We start from the raw sequence: 17,376 nt of genomic DNA, 5'->3' as shown, positions 1-17,376 counted from the left end.
ATGGGCGAATTTGCGTTTTATTGTCAATGAACGAACAGCTTTTCAAGGAGAGTGCACATGGCCATCAAACTCGGCATCAACGGTTTTGGACGGATCGGACGCTATCTTACTCGTCTTTTGGCAGAAGAGGGAGATTTTGAACTGGTTGCCGTCAATGCCCGAGCGTCCAATGAGGATCTGGCGCATCTCCTGAAATACGACTCCGTGCATGGCCGGTTCATGGACGTTCATCCCACGGAAAAAGGATTCAGTGTTGCGGGCAAGGAGGTCGTGGTGACGCGCAACGCTCCGGGCGAGTGGGCATGGGGCGAATTGGGCTGCGACATGGTGGTGGAAACCACGGGCAAGTTCACGGACCGCGAGAGCTGTGAAAAGCACATGGCCTGTGGCGCGAAAAAGGTCGTCATTTCCGCGCCTGGCAAAAATGCCGACCACACGGTCGTCATGGGCGTCAACGAAGATACGCTGACCGCCGACCACGATATCATTTCCAATGCTTCCTGCACCACCAACTGTCTGGCTCCGGTGGCCAAGGTCATCAACGACAATTTTGGAATCCGCCACGGTATAATGACCACCGTGCATTCCTATACCATGAGCCAGCGCGTGCTGGACGGCTCGCACAAGGACATTCGCCGCGCGCGCGCCTGTGCCATGAACATGGTCCCCACCACCACGGGCGCGGCCCGGGCTGTGGGGCTTGTTTTGCCCGAACTGGACGGCAAGCTGGACGGCATGTCCATCCGGGTGCCGACCGCCAATGTTTCGCTTGTTGATTTGGTTTGCGAGCTAGACAAGCCCGCCACCGTGGAAACTGTCAACGCAGCTTTGAGGGCCGCGGCCAACGACAGCATGGGCTTTTCCGAGGAACCGCTGGTTTCCGTGGATTACATGGGGTCCACCTTTGGCGGAGTCGTGGATGCGGCCTTGACCCGTGTCATGGACGATACCCAGGTGAAACTCATCATCTGGTACGACAACGAAGCCGGTTTCACCAACCAGCTGTTGCGCCTGATGAAGCGCGTCGGAACCATGATGTAATCTGTTTATCCAAGCCGAATGAAAAGGCCCTGCATGTGGAACATGCAGGGCCTTTTTTATGTATTTATTGTACCGTTTAGGCCGGATAGTCCAGCGACAGGCCTGCCTTCATGGGAATGGTTTCGCAGTTTTCCAACATGGCCTGCATTTGTGCCGGCGCATCCGGGCCGGTACAATGGCCGGGCACGAGTTGATGTATCCGAAACATGCGGCAGGCTTCCACTGTTTCCTCAAGAGCCGTACGGTCTGCATTGAAGAGATGGAGTCCCCCGATAATCGAATGTACGGTATCAATGCCCAAACGGTCCTTCATGCATAAAAGGCTGTTCATCAGCCCGCTGTGGCAGCAGCCCAGCAGCACCACGATTCCCTGGAGCGTATCCAACACAAGGAACGCATCGTCCTCGACCGGGTCGGGGGTGTTTCCTTCTTTGTCATAGAAGAATCCCTTGGTGGCCTGAAAGTTGCCGGGCAGCCTGGGTATTCCCGTGACCATGGTCATGGATTTCGTCAGGGCACAGGTCTGCTTTACGGCTGTGAACTGCGGGGCCACACAGGGGATTCCAATCGACCTGATCGGAGTCCTCGTAATGTTGAAACGCTGCCGGACGAAGTCCGGATGCGCAAAGACAGGGCCGTGGTATCCCGCATCGAGCAGGGCGGTCAGCCCCCCGGTGTGGTCGTAGTGACCATGGCTCAGGGCGAGGCCGTCTGCTTCCTGCGGAGCAATGCCCAGAAGCGCGGCATTGGCCAGAAAGGCTGCGGATTGGCCCGTGTCCCAGAGCCAGAGTCGTCCGTCCTGACGGATGGCCGCAGCAAAACCCCATTCCGAAACAAGTCCGGGGACAGCCTGATTGTCCATCAGGATGGTGACCGTGGTCGAGGACTTCATGCTCATGCCTTTCCGATGGCGCGCTGGTCGTCACGGAACAGCTTGTAGTTGATGGAGTCAACGACTGCCTGCCAACTGGCCTCGATGATGTTGTGGGATACGCCTACGGTGGTCCATCGTTCGAAACCGTCGCCGGATTCGATGAGCACGCGTACAAACGATGCCGTGCCGCCTGTGTCGCGGACAGCGCCGGACATGACCCGCACCTTGAAGTCCAGCAGTCGAACTTGGTTCAGGGACGGATAAAAACGTTCCAGGGCCTTGCGCAGGGCTCGGTCCAGTGCGTTGACAGGACCCATGCCGGTTGCTGCCGTGTGTTCGATCTGATCGCCCACCTCCACCATGACTGTGGCTTCGGATGTGGGCTCGGCATCTTCTTCCCGTTTAGCATCCATGACAAAGAAGTTTAATAATTTGAAATAATTAAGATGTTGTCCGGATACGATCTTGTGAAACATCAGTTCAAAGGACGCTTCGGCCACCGAGTATTCGAAGCCCATGCTTTCCCTGAGCTTGAGTTCTTTCATCAGTTTATCCAGGCGGGGGTCATCCTTTTGCAGGGGATGTCCGAACTGTTCTGCCTTGGTCAGCATGTTGCTGCGTCCGGAAAGGTCAGAGAGCAGGATTCGCTGTCGGTTGCCAACGAGTCCTGGTTCGATGTGTTCGTAGGTTTTCGAGTCCTTGCGCACCGCGCTGACGTGCACCCCGCCCTTGTGTGCAAAGGCGGAAGCGCCCACGAATGGCTGGCGCAGGAACGGGCGCAGGTTGGCTATCTCGCTGATGAAATGGGAGACTTCCGTGAGTTTTCCCAGTTTATCCGCACCGATGCAGGAGTAGCCCATCTTGAGTTCGAGGTTGGGCATGATGGAGCAGAGGTTGGCGTTGCCGCAGCGTTCGCCATAGCCGTTGACCGTGCCCTGAACGTGGCGGGCGCCTTGTCGTACCGCTTCCAGCGAGTTGGCCACGGCCAGTTCGCTGTCGTTGTGCGTGTGGATACCGATTTGAGCTTCGGGCAGCCGTTTGCGCACGGCCTTGATTGCTTCGGCCACGTCCGCGGGCAGGGAGCCGCCGTTGGTGTCGCACAACACCAGCACGTCTGCTCCGGCTTCGTGGGCAGCGGCGAGGCAATTCAAGGAGAATTCCTTGTTGTTGCGGAAGCCGTCAAAGAAGTGTTCCGCATCAAAGAACAACTCGTCAACATGGGGTTTGAGGTACGCGATGCTTTCATGAATCAGGTCCACGTTTTCCTGTTCCCCGATGCCAAGCGCCAGTGTGGCGTGCATGTCCCATGTTTTGCCGAAAATGGTCAGAACCCGGGCGTTGCTCTCCAGCAGCGATTGGAAGATTGCATCGGTTTCCGGAGTACCCTTGGGGTTGTATGTGCTGCCGAAAGCCGCAATGATGGAGTTCTGGAAGTCGTGTTTCTGGATTTCTTCGAAGAATTGGCGGTCCGTGGGGTTGGATCCGGGCCAGCCGCCCTCGATGTACTGGACGCCCAGTTCGTCCAGTTTGAGGGCTATTCTGACTTTGTCCTGGGTGGTGAGGTTGAGTTCTTCGGCCTGCGTGCCGTCGCGAAGCGTCGTGTCGTATATTTTTACTGTATTCATGTCCTTTCCGATTGTAATCCGTCTTCTTCCAACCCGAAGGTTTTGTGCAGAGTGCGAACGGCGAGTTCTGTGTATTTGTCCTCGATGAGGCAGGTGACCTTGATTTCCGAGGTGCTGATCATGAGGATATTGATGTTCTCGTCGCTCAGTGCCTGAAACGCCTTTGCAGCCACGCCGGAATGGTTTCTCATTCCGACGCCGATAATCGAGACTTTGCTGACGTTTTCGGCGGATAGTAGCTCTTCGTAGTTGATTTCATACTTGAGTGTTTCAAGAATTTTGACGGTTTGCTCCAAATCCCCCCTGGGCACGGTGAAGGTCATGTCCGTGGTTCCGTTTTTACTGGGGTTTTGGACAATCATGTCCACGAGGATTTTCTTTTCGGCCAGCGGCGCGAAAATGGCTGCGGAAATGCCCGGTTCGTCTCGCACGTGAACGAGAGTTACGCGGGCCTGGTCCTTGTCGTATGCGATTCCGGAAACAAGAACGGATTCCATGTCTGTATCCTCCTGGGTGACGAGCGTGCCCATTTCGTCCGAAAAAGTGGTGCGGACGTGCACGTTTACGTTGTATTTCTTGGCAAATTCGACGGAACGGATCTGGAGCACCTTGGCTCCCATGCTGGCCATCTCGAGCATTTCCTCATAGGAAACCCGGTCCAGCTTGCGCGCGTCGCTGCAAATGTTTGGGTCGGTGGTAAAGACGCCGGGGACGTCAGTATAGATTTCACACACTTCGGCATCCAGTGCCGCGGCAAGAGCCACGGCCGAAGTGTCGGAGCCGCCACGGCCCAGTGTGGTGATCCTGTGACATTCGTCGCAGCCCTGAAAACCAGCCACAACGAGAATGTCGTTGGTCTCGAGCATGGATTTCAGTTCTTCGGTGTCGATGTCAACGATCCGGGCTTTGCCGTAGCTGCAGTCAGTCTTGATGGGGGCCTGAAAGCCGAGCACCGAGCGAGCCTGGACCCCCTGCTGTTTGAGGAGCATGGAGAACAGGGCGCACGACACCTGTTCTCCGGTGGAAACCAGTGCGTCCACCTCGGCGGCGTCGGGACATTCACTCCATTCGTTTGCCAGGGTCAGTAGTCGGTTGGTTTCACCGGCCATGGCGGAAAGAACGACCACGACCTTGTTGCCTTCACGATAGGGGCGAAGGACTTTTTTCATGACCTGCTTCTGGCATTCCAGGTTGGCAACGGACGTTCCACCGAATTTCTGTACAACAATGTTCATGTCAAATCCGATTCCATCGTATATTTGCGGAGCAGAGGCGCGTGCGACTCCAACATTGGGCGAGCCTTGCTCCCTATTGTGTATATGTCGAGTGACCTGCCTTGGCGCAGGTCGGTCCATTCAAGGCATATGGCCTGTTCCGGCCAGTGTTTCCTGTCGAGGTATTTGATCCATTCGATAATAGTGAGCGTTGTTTCATCGCTCAGGAATTCGAACAGGGATTCGTCCGGCGGCATTCCTTCAAGCCTGTAGAGGTCGAAATGCGCCACCTGCGGCGTGGTGGGATAGACATTGAATATGTTGAAACTCGGGCTGGAAACGTCCGCCTGTTCCGATCCGGGCAGGGCGGACACCAGACCGCGCACGAGCGTGGTTTTCCCGGAGCCGAGCCCACCGTTGAGCAGCAACGCAGGGCAGATGTCCACGGTTCGGAACATTGTTGCCAGCAGGGCTCCCAGTTCCAGCGTATTTTCTGTTGAGTCGAGAAAAAGACGCAGTTTCATGGGATTCGAATGTCTATCTGTGTTGGACAAGGGTTCTGAGAACATCTTCCTTGCCCACCACGCCGATGAGTTTTCCGTTTTCCACCACTGGCAGCGTATACAGTTTTTTGTCTGCCATGATGGTGGCTATCTGGGCGATTTTGGTTTCAGGCGTGACCGTTGCCGGAGCAGGAGTCATGGCCTCTCGAACCACGATAGCCGAAATTTTTTGTAACTGTTTGTCCAGTTCCTCGTATGAGGAAAGAGGAAATACGCCATCCAGCAAGGTGAAAAAGGACGGCAGTTTCAGTTCTTTTTGCTGTGCCACCAGATCGCTCTGAGTCAGCACGCCGATCACGGAGCCGTCATCTTCCACGACCGGAACACCGTTTATCTTGTTTTCCAGCAGTGTTTTCACGGCGCTGACAATGTCCGTATCCGGCTTCAGGGTGATTGCTTTTTCCGTCATTATGTCTCTGGCTTTCAGCATGAGTTCACTCCTTGATGGCATGGGGCAGCATTGCCGCGATATCCCGGGCGATATTGCCTCGGAATGGAAATTTTTCTTCAAGCATCAGTCCAGCCACTGCATGTCGGTACACTCCGAGACAGGCCGCCTGAAGCGGTGCGTGGCCCTGTGCGAGAAGTGCTCCGGTCAGACCGGCCAGTATGTCGCCTGAACCGGCAACAGCCAGCGCCGGTGATGCGATGGGCGAAATACACGTTTTTTCGCTGTTGGCGACAATGGTACCGGCACCTTTGAGCACGAGCACTGCCTTGCAGCGCGCTGCAAAACCCTCGGCTGCCGCTAGGCGGTCATCTTGTATTGCTGCGGATGTAAGACCGGTCAACGTGGCCATTTCTCCGGGGTGGGGCGTGAGGACCGTTGTGGCGGCAAGCGATTCCGTGAGCCCCGGATCTTGTGCCAGACAGTAAAGCGCATCCGCGTCAAGCACCGTAGGGAGCGGACAGCTTGCAACAATTTTCCTGAGAAAATCAACTGTTTTTCCCGATCTGCCCAGCCCCGGGCCCACGACCACGGCATCAAAACGGTACAGCTGGTCGGTTATGGCCGATGCCGCGTCTGTAGACCATTGTGCATTTTTACCGACCGGAATGGTCATTATTTCCGGACATCCGCAGCGGACCGATTCTTCCAGCCCTGAAGGGCAGGCCACACTCACCAATCCGGCTCCGCCGCGCAGGGCCCCGAGTGCGGCAAGATGTGCGGCCCCTGTCAGGCCTTTGGATCCGCCAATAACCAGCATATGTCCGGCAGAGCCTTTGTGCATGGACGGAGAAGGGCGCGGTGTGGCCCGCAGGAGCGAGTCGGACATGAGCCATCGTTTCGGGGCAAGACGGTCACGTATTTGGCGGGGAATACCGATGGGGCATACGAAAACATCGCCGGTGAATTCTTCGGCCTTCGGCATCATCAGGCCGATTTTGGCCGCTTCGAACGTAGCCGTGGCATCGGCCCGAACCGCATCGGGCTGGGCGGCTCCGGTGGTGCCGTTCAGGCCGGACGGGATGTCCACGGAAAGCACGAACGCGCGTTTGCCCATGGCGTTTATGGTGCGAATCAGCCGGAGCATGGCTTCCCGCAGTGTGCCCGAGAATCCGGTTCCGAGCAGGCCGTCCACAATGATGTCCGGTTGCGGCAATGGACCGGAAAAGAGGGAATCCGCGTGGCGCAGGGGAATGCCGAGTTTCTTGCACAACAGCATGTTGGAGCGGGCCTCGCCCCGGTATCGGTTTTTGGGTCGGGTGTGAAATACGGTGACGTCCACATCCTGTTCGGCCAGATGGCGTGCCATGGCGAACGCGTCCCCGCCGTTGTTGCCGGGCCCGGCAAACAGGCAGGCTTCGGTTCCGGCAATGGGACCGTAAGTCTCTTCGAATTGTTCCATGAGCACGGAAGTAGCTTCCCGGCTGGCGGTTTCCATGAGCGTCATGCCGGGGATGCCGAGGCCGTGGATGGTTTCCATGTCCCATGCGGACATTTCGGCAGGGGTGGGCAGGGGCAAAAACACGTTCAACCTCCGTTTTGCTCAACCTTCGAGGATGACCACGGCCGCGGCATAGCCTTTTTCGTGGGTCAGGGACACATGGCCGCCAAGAATTTCTCTTTTTTGAATAACACGTTGCGCCTTGCCGAGAAAGGAGATGTCCGGTCTGCCGTTTTCCGCGTGGAGTATCTCCACACATTTGAAATGGATGCCTTTGGAAAAACCGGTCCCCAGCGCCTTGACCGCCGCCTCCTTGGCTGCAAACAGAGCCGCCAGCCGCGGCACTGGGTCGTTTTTTGGCAGTTGGGCCATTTCCCGGTCCGTAAGAATTTTGGCAATGAACCGCTGGCCGTGGCGTTCCATGATGCGGCGAATGCGCCGTATTTCAACAAGATCGATCCCTGTTCCCTTGATCATGATCTAATCCGCAAAGGTTCGGACGATATCTGCCATGTCGCGAACGGCACGGTCCAGTCCGACGAAGATGGCACGGGCCATGATGCTGTGTCCGATGGAGTATTCGCTGATGCCGGTCACATTCTTGAAGGCAAGTATATTGCGGTAGTTCAGGCCGTGACCAAGGTTGACCTTGAGCCCGAGGTCCTGGGCCTGGCGGATTCCGGCAAGGATTTTTTCCAGTTCGTTTTTGCGTTGGTTCATGTCCTTGGCGTCCGCATAGTGGCCGGTGTGTATTTCGATGAATTCGGCCCCTGCGGCGTGGGCGGCCTCAATTTGCTGCGGGTCCGCGTCGATGAACAGGCTGGAACGGATGCCATTGGCGTGCAGGGGAGCAAGGTAGTCCTTGAAGTGCTGCTCCCGGCCTACGCAGTTCAGCCCGCCTTCCGTGGTCAGTTCTTCTCGTTTTTCGGGAACAAGGCATACTGTTTCCGGAGAAAGGCCGAGGGCTATTTGCTGCATCTCTTCGGTGGCGGCCATCTCGAAGTGCAGGCGGGTGTTGCAGGTGGCGCGGATGAGTTCGACATCGCGGTCCTGAATATGGCGGCGGTCTTCGCGCAGGTGGGTGATGATGCCGACTGCTCCGGCCAGTTCGGCCATGTATGCGGCTGTGACCGGTTCGGGCTCGATTCCCATCCTGGCCTGGCGAAGCGTGGCGACATGGTCGACATTTACGCAGAGTACGGGCATGTATGATACCTCCGAAAGGTTGTTGTCATTATTCGTAATGATTACTCGTTCCTTACGGCGAAGTAAACCGCCGCACAGCCGCGTTGTGAAGTGGGGGCGCGGATTGACAACACTCTCTGGAGGGTTGTATCGCCTCTTTGCCGAATGAAGAAATAAATATGGAGATTTTCATAGATGAACGTATGCATTGTTGGAACCGGATATGTGGGGCTTGTGACTGCTGCCTGTTTTGCCGAAATGGGAAGCACGGTCTGTTGCGTGGATGTGAATGAAGAGGTTGTTCGCAACCTTTGCAATGGCAAGGTTCATATCTACGAACCCGGTCTTGAAACTCTGGTCAAGCGCAATTATTCGGAAGGTCGTTTGACGTTTACCACCTCGTTGGCCGACGGTTTGAAAGAAGCCCGGGTTGTGTTCATAACCGTGGGTACGCCCAGCGACGAACAGGGCAATTGCGATCTGCGCTATGTGGATGCCGTTGCCCGGGAAGTGGGGCAGAAGATGACCTCGCCCAAGATCGTGGTGGACAAGTCCACCGTGCCCGTGGGCACGGCTGACCGCGTGCGTTCAATCATCGCCGGAGAATTGGAAGCCCGGGGCGAGGCCATTGATTTCGACGTTGTTTCCAACCCCGAGTTTCTCAAGGAAGGTGATGCAGTCAGCGATTTCATGAAGCCGGACAGGGTCGTGGTCGGGACCGAAAGCGAAGAATCCGCGGCCGTGCTCAAGGAACTGTACGCTCCGTTTGCCCGCAGTCGTGAAAAGCTGATCATCATGGGGGTTCGCAGTGCCGAAATGACCAAATACGCTGCCAACTGCATGCTGGCTACCAAGATTTCCTTCATCAACGAGGTTGCCAATATTTGTGAACGCGTGGGGGCCGATGTCAGCGAGGTGCGCATGGGCATTGGGGCGGACTCCCGAATCGGCTATCACTTCATTTATCCGGGTGTCGGTTACGGGGGGTCCTGTTTTCCCAAGGATGTCAAGGCGTTGATCGGAACAGCCGACGAGTATGGGTATGAAGCCCGTCTCATCAAGGCCGTGGATACGGTAAATAATGACCAGAAATTGGTTCTTGCCAGCAAGATCAAGGAATATTTTGAACCTCAGGGCGGGGTCAAGGGCAAGACGCTGGGGCTGTGGGGATTGGCTTTCAAGGCCAATACCGACGATATGCGCGAAGCACCGTCGCTGGAGTTGATTCGGGAACTGACGGCATTGGGTATGAAGGTGAAGGCTTATGACCCCATTGCCGGTGAGCGCGCCATGGATATTCTCAAGGATAATTCGTTGGTCGAGATTGTTGACGAACAGTGCGAGGCTCTTTCCGGTGCCGACTGCATGGCCGTGGTCACGGACTGGAACCAGTTCCGAAATCCTGATTTCGAACAGATCAAGGCGTTGCTGACCGCTCCGATCCTCTTTGATGGCCGCAATCTGTATGCTCCGGACAAGATGGCGCAGGCAGGGTTTGCCTATTTCAGCATAGGTAGAAAACCTGTTGCAGTTTAGCCTTTGTTGCTCAAGCTATATCCGAGGCCGTTCCCGCAGTGGGGGCGGCCTTTTTCCATTGTGCATGGGGCCTCAGGTGATATACTGTTGGGCGGATATGTGAGTGAACATGGAATTGGGTAGGCCGGCAAGGAGGCATGTGTGCGGGTGATTTATGATTTCGAGTACGAAGACGGGGATAGTGAATGTTTTGACCTCCGGTTTGACCCGGATTCGTTGGACCATCTGTTCAAGCAACCGGAGAATCCACCCTCATGGACACTGCTGTCTAACAATATGTGCCCGCATTGCACCCTGGATCGCACGAAGCATGTCCATTGCCCCCTGGCTTTGTGTATTTCCGGAGCGGTTGATCGTTTTCATTCAAGGGTCTCTCATGAATCGGTACTGGTGCGTGTAACAACCGATGAACGAACCGTCTTCAAAAGGACAACCACGCAAAAGGGATTGAGTTCCATGCTCGGTTTGCTCATGCCGTGCAGCGGGTGTCCGCATACACGTTTTTTCCGCCCCATGGCTCGTTTTCATCTGCCTTTCTCGTCCGAGGAGGAGACCATTTACCGGTCCCTTTCCATGTTTATGCTGGCAAAATATTTTATGGCAACCGATGGCGTTCACATTGAAAGCCCGCTTCTGGAACTCAAGGCGATCTATAAAAACGTGGAATGCATGAATCTTTGGGTGGCCCGCCGGATTCGTTCTCATGTCAAGGCCGATTCGTCGGTGAACGCCCTTGTTCTGCTCGATTTATTTGCCAAGATCGTATCGTTCTTGAGCGACCGGCACATAGAAACTGTCCGCAGTTGGTTCAGCGTGTATCTGGAAGAGTGATGATCACACAAAAAAACCGTACCTGAATGGGTACGGTTTTTTTGTTGTTTTGTTGATTCCGTGTCAACGCAAGGTCCGTTGACAGTTTCTGAATTGAAGCTCCTGAAGTATGATCTTTTCATATTCGGGATTGAAATCGGACAGATCCTGATTGGGTTCCTGATCCAGCATTTTTACCAACTGCTGGGTTTCCTCCCAGAAATCCAGTAGTTCTTCGTCAGCGAGCGACTTGACTTGCGCCTCGAAAGTCAGGTCGTCAGCGAAAGAATCATATTGCCCCATATTGAGGAACCTTCCTAGTTGAAGCAAAAAAGTTAAAATAAACAGTTAGATAGGTGCAAAAGTCTCATCTACGTTAGCCCTTTGTTTGTGAGAGGTCAACCAAAAGAAAACCGTCTCGGGCACTGGAAGGTTCTGTTTTGGAAAGAAGCACGCAAATCAATATGGTTACGTCAGGCTGAGGGATATAAGCGTTGACAAATATATCGTGAATTGCCACTGTGAATCCCGTATTGAAGCAGTGTTTCTGCGGGATATGCACCTTTTCGACATCATGACGCATAGCCAAGGATAGAATAGTATGGATGTGGAAGAAAACGAAGTCCGGCAGCAGGATGACGAACTTATTCAGTTGGTGACATTCAGTATCGGCGTGGAAGAGTTCGGCGTTGATATACTCCAGGTTCAGGAAATAATTCGAACCATGGAGATAACCAATGTTCCTCGCGCTCCAGATTTTGTCGAAGGAGTCATCAACCTGCGCGGCAAGGTCATACCGATTGTGGACCTGCGCAAGCGGTTCGGGTTGGAAGGGCGTGAACATGATAAGCATACGCGAATCATCGTGATCGAAATCAGTATGATGATCGTGGGATTTGTCGTGGATTCCGTTTCCGAAGTCCTGCGTATTCCCGCCAATACGGTTGAGCCGCCGCCGCCTGTCGTTTCCGGCCTTGAATCAGAGTACATCGAGGGTGTCGGCAACATGGACGACAGGCTTTTGGTGCTTCTTGATCTGAATCAGCTTTTGAGCAATGAGGAAAAAGAAGCCTTGAACATGGTTTAAACCGTCCCGGATTTTTTTACAGCAACCGGCCGCCTTTCGCGAGAGCGACAGGGCGGCCTTTCATAATGGGGCATGATCCCCGCGAGGGCCGTCGTTGACTTTTAATTCGGATCTGAGCGCTTTTCTGAGCGGCAAAACATCGGGTTTGCGGATTTTCAAGAGCGGGCTTGCAAGCCAGGCCGTGGTTGCCAGGGCACTGATGGCCAGAGGTTTTAGTTCGGTCGTTGTTGTGCCTGGTGTTCGGGAATGCAGGGAGTTCGATTCTCTTTTTCGACTGCTCGGACCGATTGATCATGACCCGTTTGCTCCGGTGTGGGAGCGTGGTCATATCTGCCTTGGTTCGTTTGTGCCCAAAACCCCCGGGCCTTCCGACTGGGGAGAGCGATGGGCCGCATTATATGCTCTCGAATACGGCTCTCGTCCCGCCAGCGTTGTTCTTACTGTGGACAATCTTTTGCCGTTCTGGCCCGCCCCTGACATTGTGCGCAACAGTTGGTTGTCGCTGTCCAGAGGGGAGGACATGTCTCCGGAACTGGTCATGGAACAACTGGTTTCCTGGGGGTATCGCCGCGGAGATTTTGTTGCCGGATGCGGCGACATGGCCATGCGTGGTGATATTCTCGATGTATTTGCGCCGGGCTATCCACTTCCTTTGCGTCTTGAGTTTTTTGGCGACACGCTTGAGGAAGTGCGCATGTTCGATCTTTCCTCCCAGCGGTCCAAGGCGGACTTGAATGAGGCCGTACTCCTTCCCGTGGCACCGGGGATATGTTCGCCTGACCGTTCTTCAAGGGCTTTGGATTACTGGAAACGCCTTCGGACTACCGGTGAGATGACGGTTCGCGAGGAACACGCCCTTACCGATCGCCTTTCAAATGAGGACGGATATGTATGGCCTGGGTTGTTTTATGACGATTCCGGCGGTCTGGAAGAGCATTTGCCGTCCAACGTGCGATTCATTCTCTGTTCCGGTGGGGAATTGCGTGGAAGACTGGAAGATTGTGAGCAGGGATGGCGCGATTATTTGGCGGAGCAGGAACGTGTTTCCGGCCTGCGCTGGCCCATGCGGTACATTGTGCGCGGCGAGGCTGTGGCCCGGCAGGTATGGCAGGATTGTCCCCAAATTGTTTTTGAGGAATTGACTCTGGGCCGTGAGCGCGACGGAATGGAGTTGCCTGAGCAGCGTATCACCGAATTCGCCGATCTTTTTTGGCAGCCCGAACAGGTGAGGCGTCCATGGGCTACGCTGATGCAGGCTCTGAAGGAGTGGACGCGTTCCGGGTATCGGACGATTTTGAGTTTTTCTTCAGCGCGTTCGCGGGACAAGTTCCTTTCTCTTGCCGACCCTGAGAATCTCGCAGTGCAGATCGAATACCATCCGGACGGAAAGGGGGTGTTCGCTCTGGTTGCCCCGTTCAAGAAGGGGGTGGAGCTTCACTGGTGCCGTTTGCGCATATTGGGCGAGGACGTGCTGCAGCCAAACCCGGTTCAGGCACATACGCCGTCGTCCAAGGCCTTCCAGGGTCTGGACAAGTATGAAGACCTTGAAGATGGCGATCTGTTGGTTCACAGGGATTACGGCCTGAATTGTTTTGGCGGCTTGCACCACATGAAGATCGGCGATGTGGCAAACGATTATCTTCTTTTGCAGTTTTCAGGCGATGATAAACTGTATCTGCCCGTGGATCGTTTGAATTTGGTGCAGCGATTCAAAGGGCCGGAAGCCGGGGAACCGGCTTTGGACAAGCTGGGTGGAACCCGCTGGAAGAATACCACAGCCCGAGTGCGCAAGGCCGTTGAAAAGATTGCCCATGAATTGGTGGAGATGTATGCCTTTCGCCGTGTAGCCAAGGGGTACGGATACGGGCCGCTTGATGAGCTGTATTGGGATTTTGAAGCCACATTCGGCTTTGAAGCCACACCGGATCAGGACAAGGCCATCAAGGAAGTTTTCGAGGACATGGAGAAGCCCGAACCCATGGACCGTCTGGTCTGCGGGGATGTGGGCTTCGGCAAGACCGAGGTCGCTCTGCGTGCGGCATTCAGGGCAGCGCTGGAAGGCAAGCAAACAGCGCTTTTGTGTCCCACCACAGTGTTGGCCGAGCAGCACTACCAAACCTTTACCCGGCGCATGGAGAGCTTTCCCATTCGTGTGGGCATGCTCAGCCGCTTTGTATCGCGCAAGCATCAGAAAACGGTTTTGGAGGCGGCAGCGCGTGGTGAATTGGATATCCTCATAGGTACGCATCGACTGCTTTCCAAGGATGTGGCCCTGCCCAATATCGGGTTGCTTATTCTGGATGAGGAACAGCGTTTCGGCGTCAAGCACAAGGAACGTCTGAAGCAGTTTCGCCAGAATATCGATGTATTGACCCTGACCGCGACTCCGATTCCGCGTACCTTGCAGCTTTCCCTCTCCGGGTTGCGCGGGCTTTCGGTCATTGAAACACCGCCTCAGGACCGCAAACCTGTTGAAACGGGGATCATGACCCGCGACAAGAAGGCGCTCAAAAAAGTGTTGCAGCGGGAACTGGAGCGGGGCGGGCAGATTTTTTGGGTATACAACCGCGTGAACGGGCTGGAGCGTGTGGCCGAATTCGTACAGGAACTCGTGCCTGAGGCGCGTGTGGGCATGGCCCATGGCCGCATGACCGAAAAAGCACTGGAAGAAACCATGCATGGTTTCTGGCACGCCGAACTGGATGTGCTTGTTTGTACGGCCATTGTGGAGTCTGGTCTCGATTTTCCCAATGCAAACACCCTGATCGTCGATCAGGCCCAGATGTTCGGACTGGGGCAGTTGTATCAGCTCAGGGGCCGAGTTGGCCGCAGCGACCGTCAGGCGTATGCCTATTTTGTTGTGCCGTCCGTGGACGATTTGCAGGAAAAGGTGCGCAAACGGTTGCGTATCATATTGGAAATGGATTACCTCGGAGCGGGTTTCAAGGTGGCCATGGAAGATCTGCGTCTGCGTGGTGCCGGGAACATACTCGGAGAGGCCCAATCCGGCCAGATTGCTAAGGTTGGACTTGAGCTTTTTCTTGAAATGCTTGAAGAAGAGGTTCGAAGGTTGCGCGGAGAACAGGGAAGCCGGGCCAGCGATCCGGAACTGAATTTCGTGTTTGAAGCGCATATCCCCGGCGAATACATTGCGGACTCACGTGAACGCCTTCGTTATTACAAGGCCCTGTCCGCGGCGCATTCAGATCGGGACCTCAAAGAATTGGAAGCTGAAATACGCGATCGCTTCGGGCCTGTGCCGGATGAATTGGCCACCTTCTTCGGCATTCTTGCCTTGAAGCAGGTTTTATCCTTGCTGCAGGTGGAGCGGGCGGAACTGTACCCGGGCCGGGCCGTTCTGTCATGGGGCGAAGGTGTGGACGCGGTCCGGCCGGAAGACCTTGTGGCTTGGGTTTCCGCACAGCAAGACCGCGCCCGGATGCTTCCTCCCGGAAGGATTGAAGTACGATATGCCGAACATGAGTCGGTGCGTCGGGCTTTGGAACAGCTTGCAGCCGATTTAGCGTCCCTGCGGACTGAATTGCCGGAAGAACGGCAGTAGATACAGGATTGTCATGAAACGATTTTTGCTTTTTGCATTGATGTTGATTGTTTTGTCCGGGTGTTCCTCGGAACCCGGAGAGGTCGGCATTGTCGCCCGTGTCAACGGGCACCCCATACAGCTTTCGCAATTGGAGTTTCAGCACGACCTGATGCAGGCCGATTATGGCGGCAGAATCGTGCCGGGCGTTGAAAAGTTGCGCACCGAATACGGTCAGATTCTGGGTGATCTGATTGTGCAGGAGCTTATTCTGCAGGAGTTGCAGCGCCTCGACCTTGCAGTGACCGACAAGGAACTCAAGGAAGCCGAGGACCAGGTCCGGTCCGATTACCCGGAAGGCGCCTTTGAGCAGGTCCTCATAGAGGAATACATTGACCTCAAGGCGTGGCGGCAGCAGTTGCTGTACCATCTTGCGGTCAAGAAATTCTATTCTCAGGTACTGCGTCCCAAAGCCAAGATCGATTATAAGGAAGCTGAAGCCTACTACAAGCAGCATATCGCGGATTATTTTTTGCCGGACAGTCTTAAACTGCTCGTTTTGCGCGGTCCGAATCGACAGCTTGTTGAACGTGCGGTTGAACGGTATCTGACGGATAACGACCTGCAGTCCCTGACGCGCTCGTTGGGCGAAGTTTCCGCCCGCGAAGTCATCGTTCGCGAGGGGAAATTGCCGGTGTCGTGGAAAAGTGCATTGGATGGGGTTCAGCCGGGACAGGCCTCGGGAGTGCTTTCGGAAAAATTCGGTTTCGAGGCCATTGTTTTGCTGGAGCGTAGCCCGGCAAAGGTGCTTACCCCCACGCAAGCCTATCCTCTTGTGGAAGAGGCCTTGCTGGACCAGAAGCTTGCCACGGCTTTTTCCGAATGGCTTGATGGGGCCCTGTCGCGTTCCGTTATCGAGGTCAGTGAGCATCTTGTCCCGAAATCCGAAGAGGAAGGACAGGGGGAAGAGGATTCGGAACCTTCTTCCTGAAGCTTTCAAATCCAACACTTTCGGTGCGTTGCATAGTTTTGGCAAAGCGTCTAAAGTGTGAATTCATTGTGCAGTAATCAGGAGTCGCTTGTGCGAAATGTTTTTTTGATATTTTGTGTCCTTTTGGTGTCCAGTCTTCCTGCAATGGCCGACGAGTACGTGGCCAACAGGATCATTGTTTCTGTTAATGATCAGATCATTACAGAGTATGACCTGAATGAACGGATGCAGATCGTTATGAGCCGATACAAACAGGCTGGACAGGAGCCGGGACGCGGCGAATTGGAAGCAATTCGCAAGAAGTTGCTCGACAGCATGATTCAGGAAATGCTGTTTGCACAGGAAGTTGAAAAATACGGTATTACGGTTGACGAGGATGCCGTTCAGGCCGAGGTCGATAGACTCAAGGAACGCAGCAATCTTGACGATGCCGCGTTCAAGGAGCAACTGGCCAGGGAAGGGCTGGACATGAACGCTCTGCAGGAACAGATCCGCAGCAACATGAAGAAGCAACGTCTTTTGGGAGGCATGGTCAGCCGCAAGGTGCTGGTTACCGATTCCGAAACACGTGAAGCCTATGAAGCCAGGAAGCAGGAATACTTTACTGGCGGCGGTGTGCATTTGGCCATCATCATGGTTCCCGATAATGTTTCCGCAGATGAGGTCATGCGCAAGATTAATGACGGTGAGCTGTCTTTCGAGGAGGCTGTATTGCAGTACTCAGATGGCCCCGGCGTTGAAAGCGGTGGGGATATCGGTGAAATGTCCTGGTCCAGTCTTGACGATGACTGGCGTGCTGCACTGCGCGGGATGGAGGTTGACGACATCAAGGGGCCGGTGGAGATTAATGGCGCTCCTGTCATCATCCGTTTGCTTGGGAATAGTAAGGGAACATATGTCCCGTTTGAAGAAGTCAAGGATTCCATATACACGGAACTCCTCAAGGAAAAACGTGAAAAGGTCTATGACGAATACCTCAAGGGGTTGAAGGAAAAGGCCGTGATTCGCTACATGGATTAA

16 protein-coding genes are annotated in these 17,376 nt (G+C 54.9%); 7 read left to right on the top strand and 9 right to left on the bottom strand.

The features are described 5' to 3' along the window. Positions 1-57 precede the first annotated feature (57 nt). The gene (gap, locus tag F8A88_RS12000; RefSeq protein WP_151151403.1) at positions 58-1,041 is read left to right on the top strand and encodes a type I glyceraldehyde-3-phosphate dehydrogenase; all 984 of its coding nucleotides are present in this window, start codon (positions 58-60) and stop codon (positions 1,039-1,041) included. A gap of 76 nt (positions 1,042-1,117) precedes the next feature. Here the strand turns inward: gap and F8A88_RS11995 are convergent, their stop codons facing one another. Genes F8A88_RS11995 through F8A88_RS11960 form a run of 8 tightly spaced genes read right to left on the bottom strand, consistent with a single transcriptional unit; the run spans position 1,118 to position 8,412 of the window. Next, a complete protein-coding gene (locus F8A88_RS11995) occupies positions 1,118-1,939 on the bottom strand; it encodes an MBL fold metallo-hydrolase (RefSeq protein ID WP_151151402.1) in 822 nt (273 codons plus the stop codon). Further along, on the bottom strand, positions 1,936-3,540 hold the full coding sequence (cimA, locus tag F8A88_RS11990; protein WP_151151401.1) for a citramalate synthase: 1,605 nt from the start codon (positions 3,538-3,540) through the stop codon (positions 1,936-1,938). Before cimA ends, F8A88_RS11995 begins: the two co-directional genes overlap by 4 nt. Next, positions 3,537-4,775, bottom strand: coding sequence for an aspartate kinase (locus F8A88_RS11985; protein WP_151151400.1), 1,239 nt, complete (start codon positions 4,773-4,775; stop codon positions 3,537-3,539). The genes cimA and F8A88_RS11985 overlap by 4 nt, the downstream gene beginning before the upstream one ends. Further along, on the bottom strand, positions 4,772-5,278 hold the full coding sequence (tsaE, locus tag F8A88_RS11980; RefSeq protein WP_151151399.1) for a tRNA (adenosine(37)-N6)-threonylcarbamoyltransferase complex ATPase subunit type 1 TsaE: 507 nt from the start codon (positions 5,276-5,278) through the stop codon (positions 4,772-4,774). Before tsaE ends, F8A88_RS11985 begins: the two co-directional genes overlap by 4 nt. Positions 5,279-5,291: 13 nt before the next feature. After that, on the bottom strand, positions 5,292-5,747 hold the full coding sequence (locus F8A88_RS11975) for a CBS domain-containing protein (protein WP_151151398.1): 456 nt from the start codon (positions 5,745-5,747) through the stop codon (positions 5,292-5,294). 4 nt (positions 5,748-5,751) lie between these two features. Beyond that, entirely contained in the window at positions 5,752-7,290 is a 1,539-nt protein-coding gene (locus F8A88_RS11970) for an NAD(P)H-hydrate dehydratase (protein WP_151151397.1), read from the bottom strand. Positions 7,291-7,308: 18 nt separating this feature from the next. Beyond that, positions 7,309-7,683, bottom strand: coding sequence for a holo-ACP synthase (gene acpS, locus F8A88_RS11965; protein ID WP_151151396.1), 375 nt, complete (start codon positions 7,681-7,683; stop codon positions 7,309-7,311). 3 nt (positions 7,684-7,686) lie between these two features. Next, the gene (locus F8A88_RS11960; protein WP_151151395.1) at positions 7,687-8,412 is read right to left on the bottom strand and encodes a pyridoxine 5'-phosphate synthase; all 726 of its coding nucleotides are present in this window, start codon (positions 8,410-8,412) and stop codon (positions 7,687-7,689) included. A gap of 174 nt (positions 8,413-8,586) precedes the next feature. On the opposite strand from F8A88_RS11960, the gene F8A88_RS11955 reads away from it, so the two are divergent. Both F8A88_RS11955 and F8A88_RS11950 read left to right on the top strand, forming a co-directional pair. Beyond that, positions 8,587-9,927 carry a UDP-glucose dehydrogenase family protein gene (locus F8A88_RS11955; protein WP_151151394.1) on the top strand — a complete coding sequence of 447 codons (1,341 nt, stop codon included), beginning with the start codon at positions 8,587-8,589 and terminating at the stop codon, positions 9,925-9,927. A gap of 141 nt (positions 9,928-10,068) precedes the next feature. Then, complete coding sequence (locus tag F8A88_RS11950; protein ID WP_151151393.1) at positions 10,069-10,758, top strand: DUF6901 family protein; 690 nt, start codon at positions 10,069-10,071, stop codon at positions 10,756-10,758. Positions 10,759-10,821: 63 nt separating this feature from the next. Here F8A88_RS11950 and F8A88_RS11945 read toward each other — a convergent pair whose 3' ends face one another. Beyond that, complete coding sequence (locus tag F8A88_RS11945; RefSeq protein WP_151151392.1) at positions 10,822-11,040, bottom strand: hypothetical protein; 219 nt, start codon at positions 11,038-11,040, stop codon at positions 10,822-10,824. Positions 11,041-11,338: 298 nt separating this feature from the next. On the opposite strand from F8A88_RS11945, the gene F8A88_RS11940 reads away from it, so the two are divergent. The 4 genes from F8A88_RS11940 (at position 11,339) to F8A88_RS11925 (ending at position 17,376) form a co-directional block, all read left to right on the top strand. Beyond that, the gene (locus tag F8A88_RS11940) at positions 11,339-11,824 is read left to right on the top strand and encodes a chemotaxis protein CheW (protein ID WP_151151391.1); all 486 of its coding nucleotides are present in this window, start codon (positions 11,339-11,341) and stop codon (positions 11,822-11,824) included. Positions 11,825-11,918: 94 nt separating this feature from the next. Continuing rightward, the gene (mfd, locus tag F8A88_RS11935) at positions 11,919-15,386 is read left to right on the top strand and encodes a transcription-repair coupling factor (protein ID WP_277752589.1); all 3,468 of its coding nucleotides are present in this window, start codon (positions 11,919-11,921) and stop codon (positions 15,384-15,386) included. 13 nt (positions 15,387-15,399) lie between these two features. Further along, positions 15,400-16,356, top strand: a complete 957-nt coding sequence (locus F8A88_RS11930) for a SurA N-terminal domain-containing protein (protein ID WP_151151389.1) — start codon at positions 15,400-15,402, stop codon at positions 16,354-16,356. A 57-nt stretch (positions 16,357-16,413) separates the two neighbouring features. Further along, positions 16,414-17,376: a SurA N-terminal domain-containing protein gene (locus tag F8A88_RS11925; RefSeq protein WP_338325293.1), complete on the top strand. Its 963-nt coding sequence runs from the start codon at positions 16,414-16,416 to the stop codon at positions 17,374-17,376.

The sequence above is a fragment of the Pseudodesulfovibrio senegalensis genome (genome assembly GCF_008830225.1).
GTDB classification, from domain to species: Bacteria; Desulfobacterota; Desulfovibrionia; order Desulfovibrionales; family Desulfovibrionaceae; genus Pseudodesulfovibrio; species Pseudodesulfovibrio senegalensis.
This window is presented reverse-complemented; position numbering and strand designations above follow the sequence as displayed.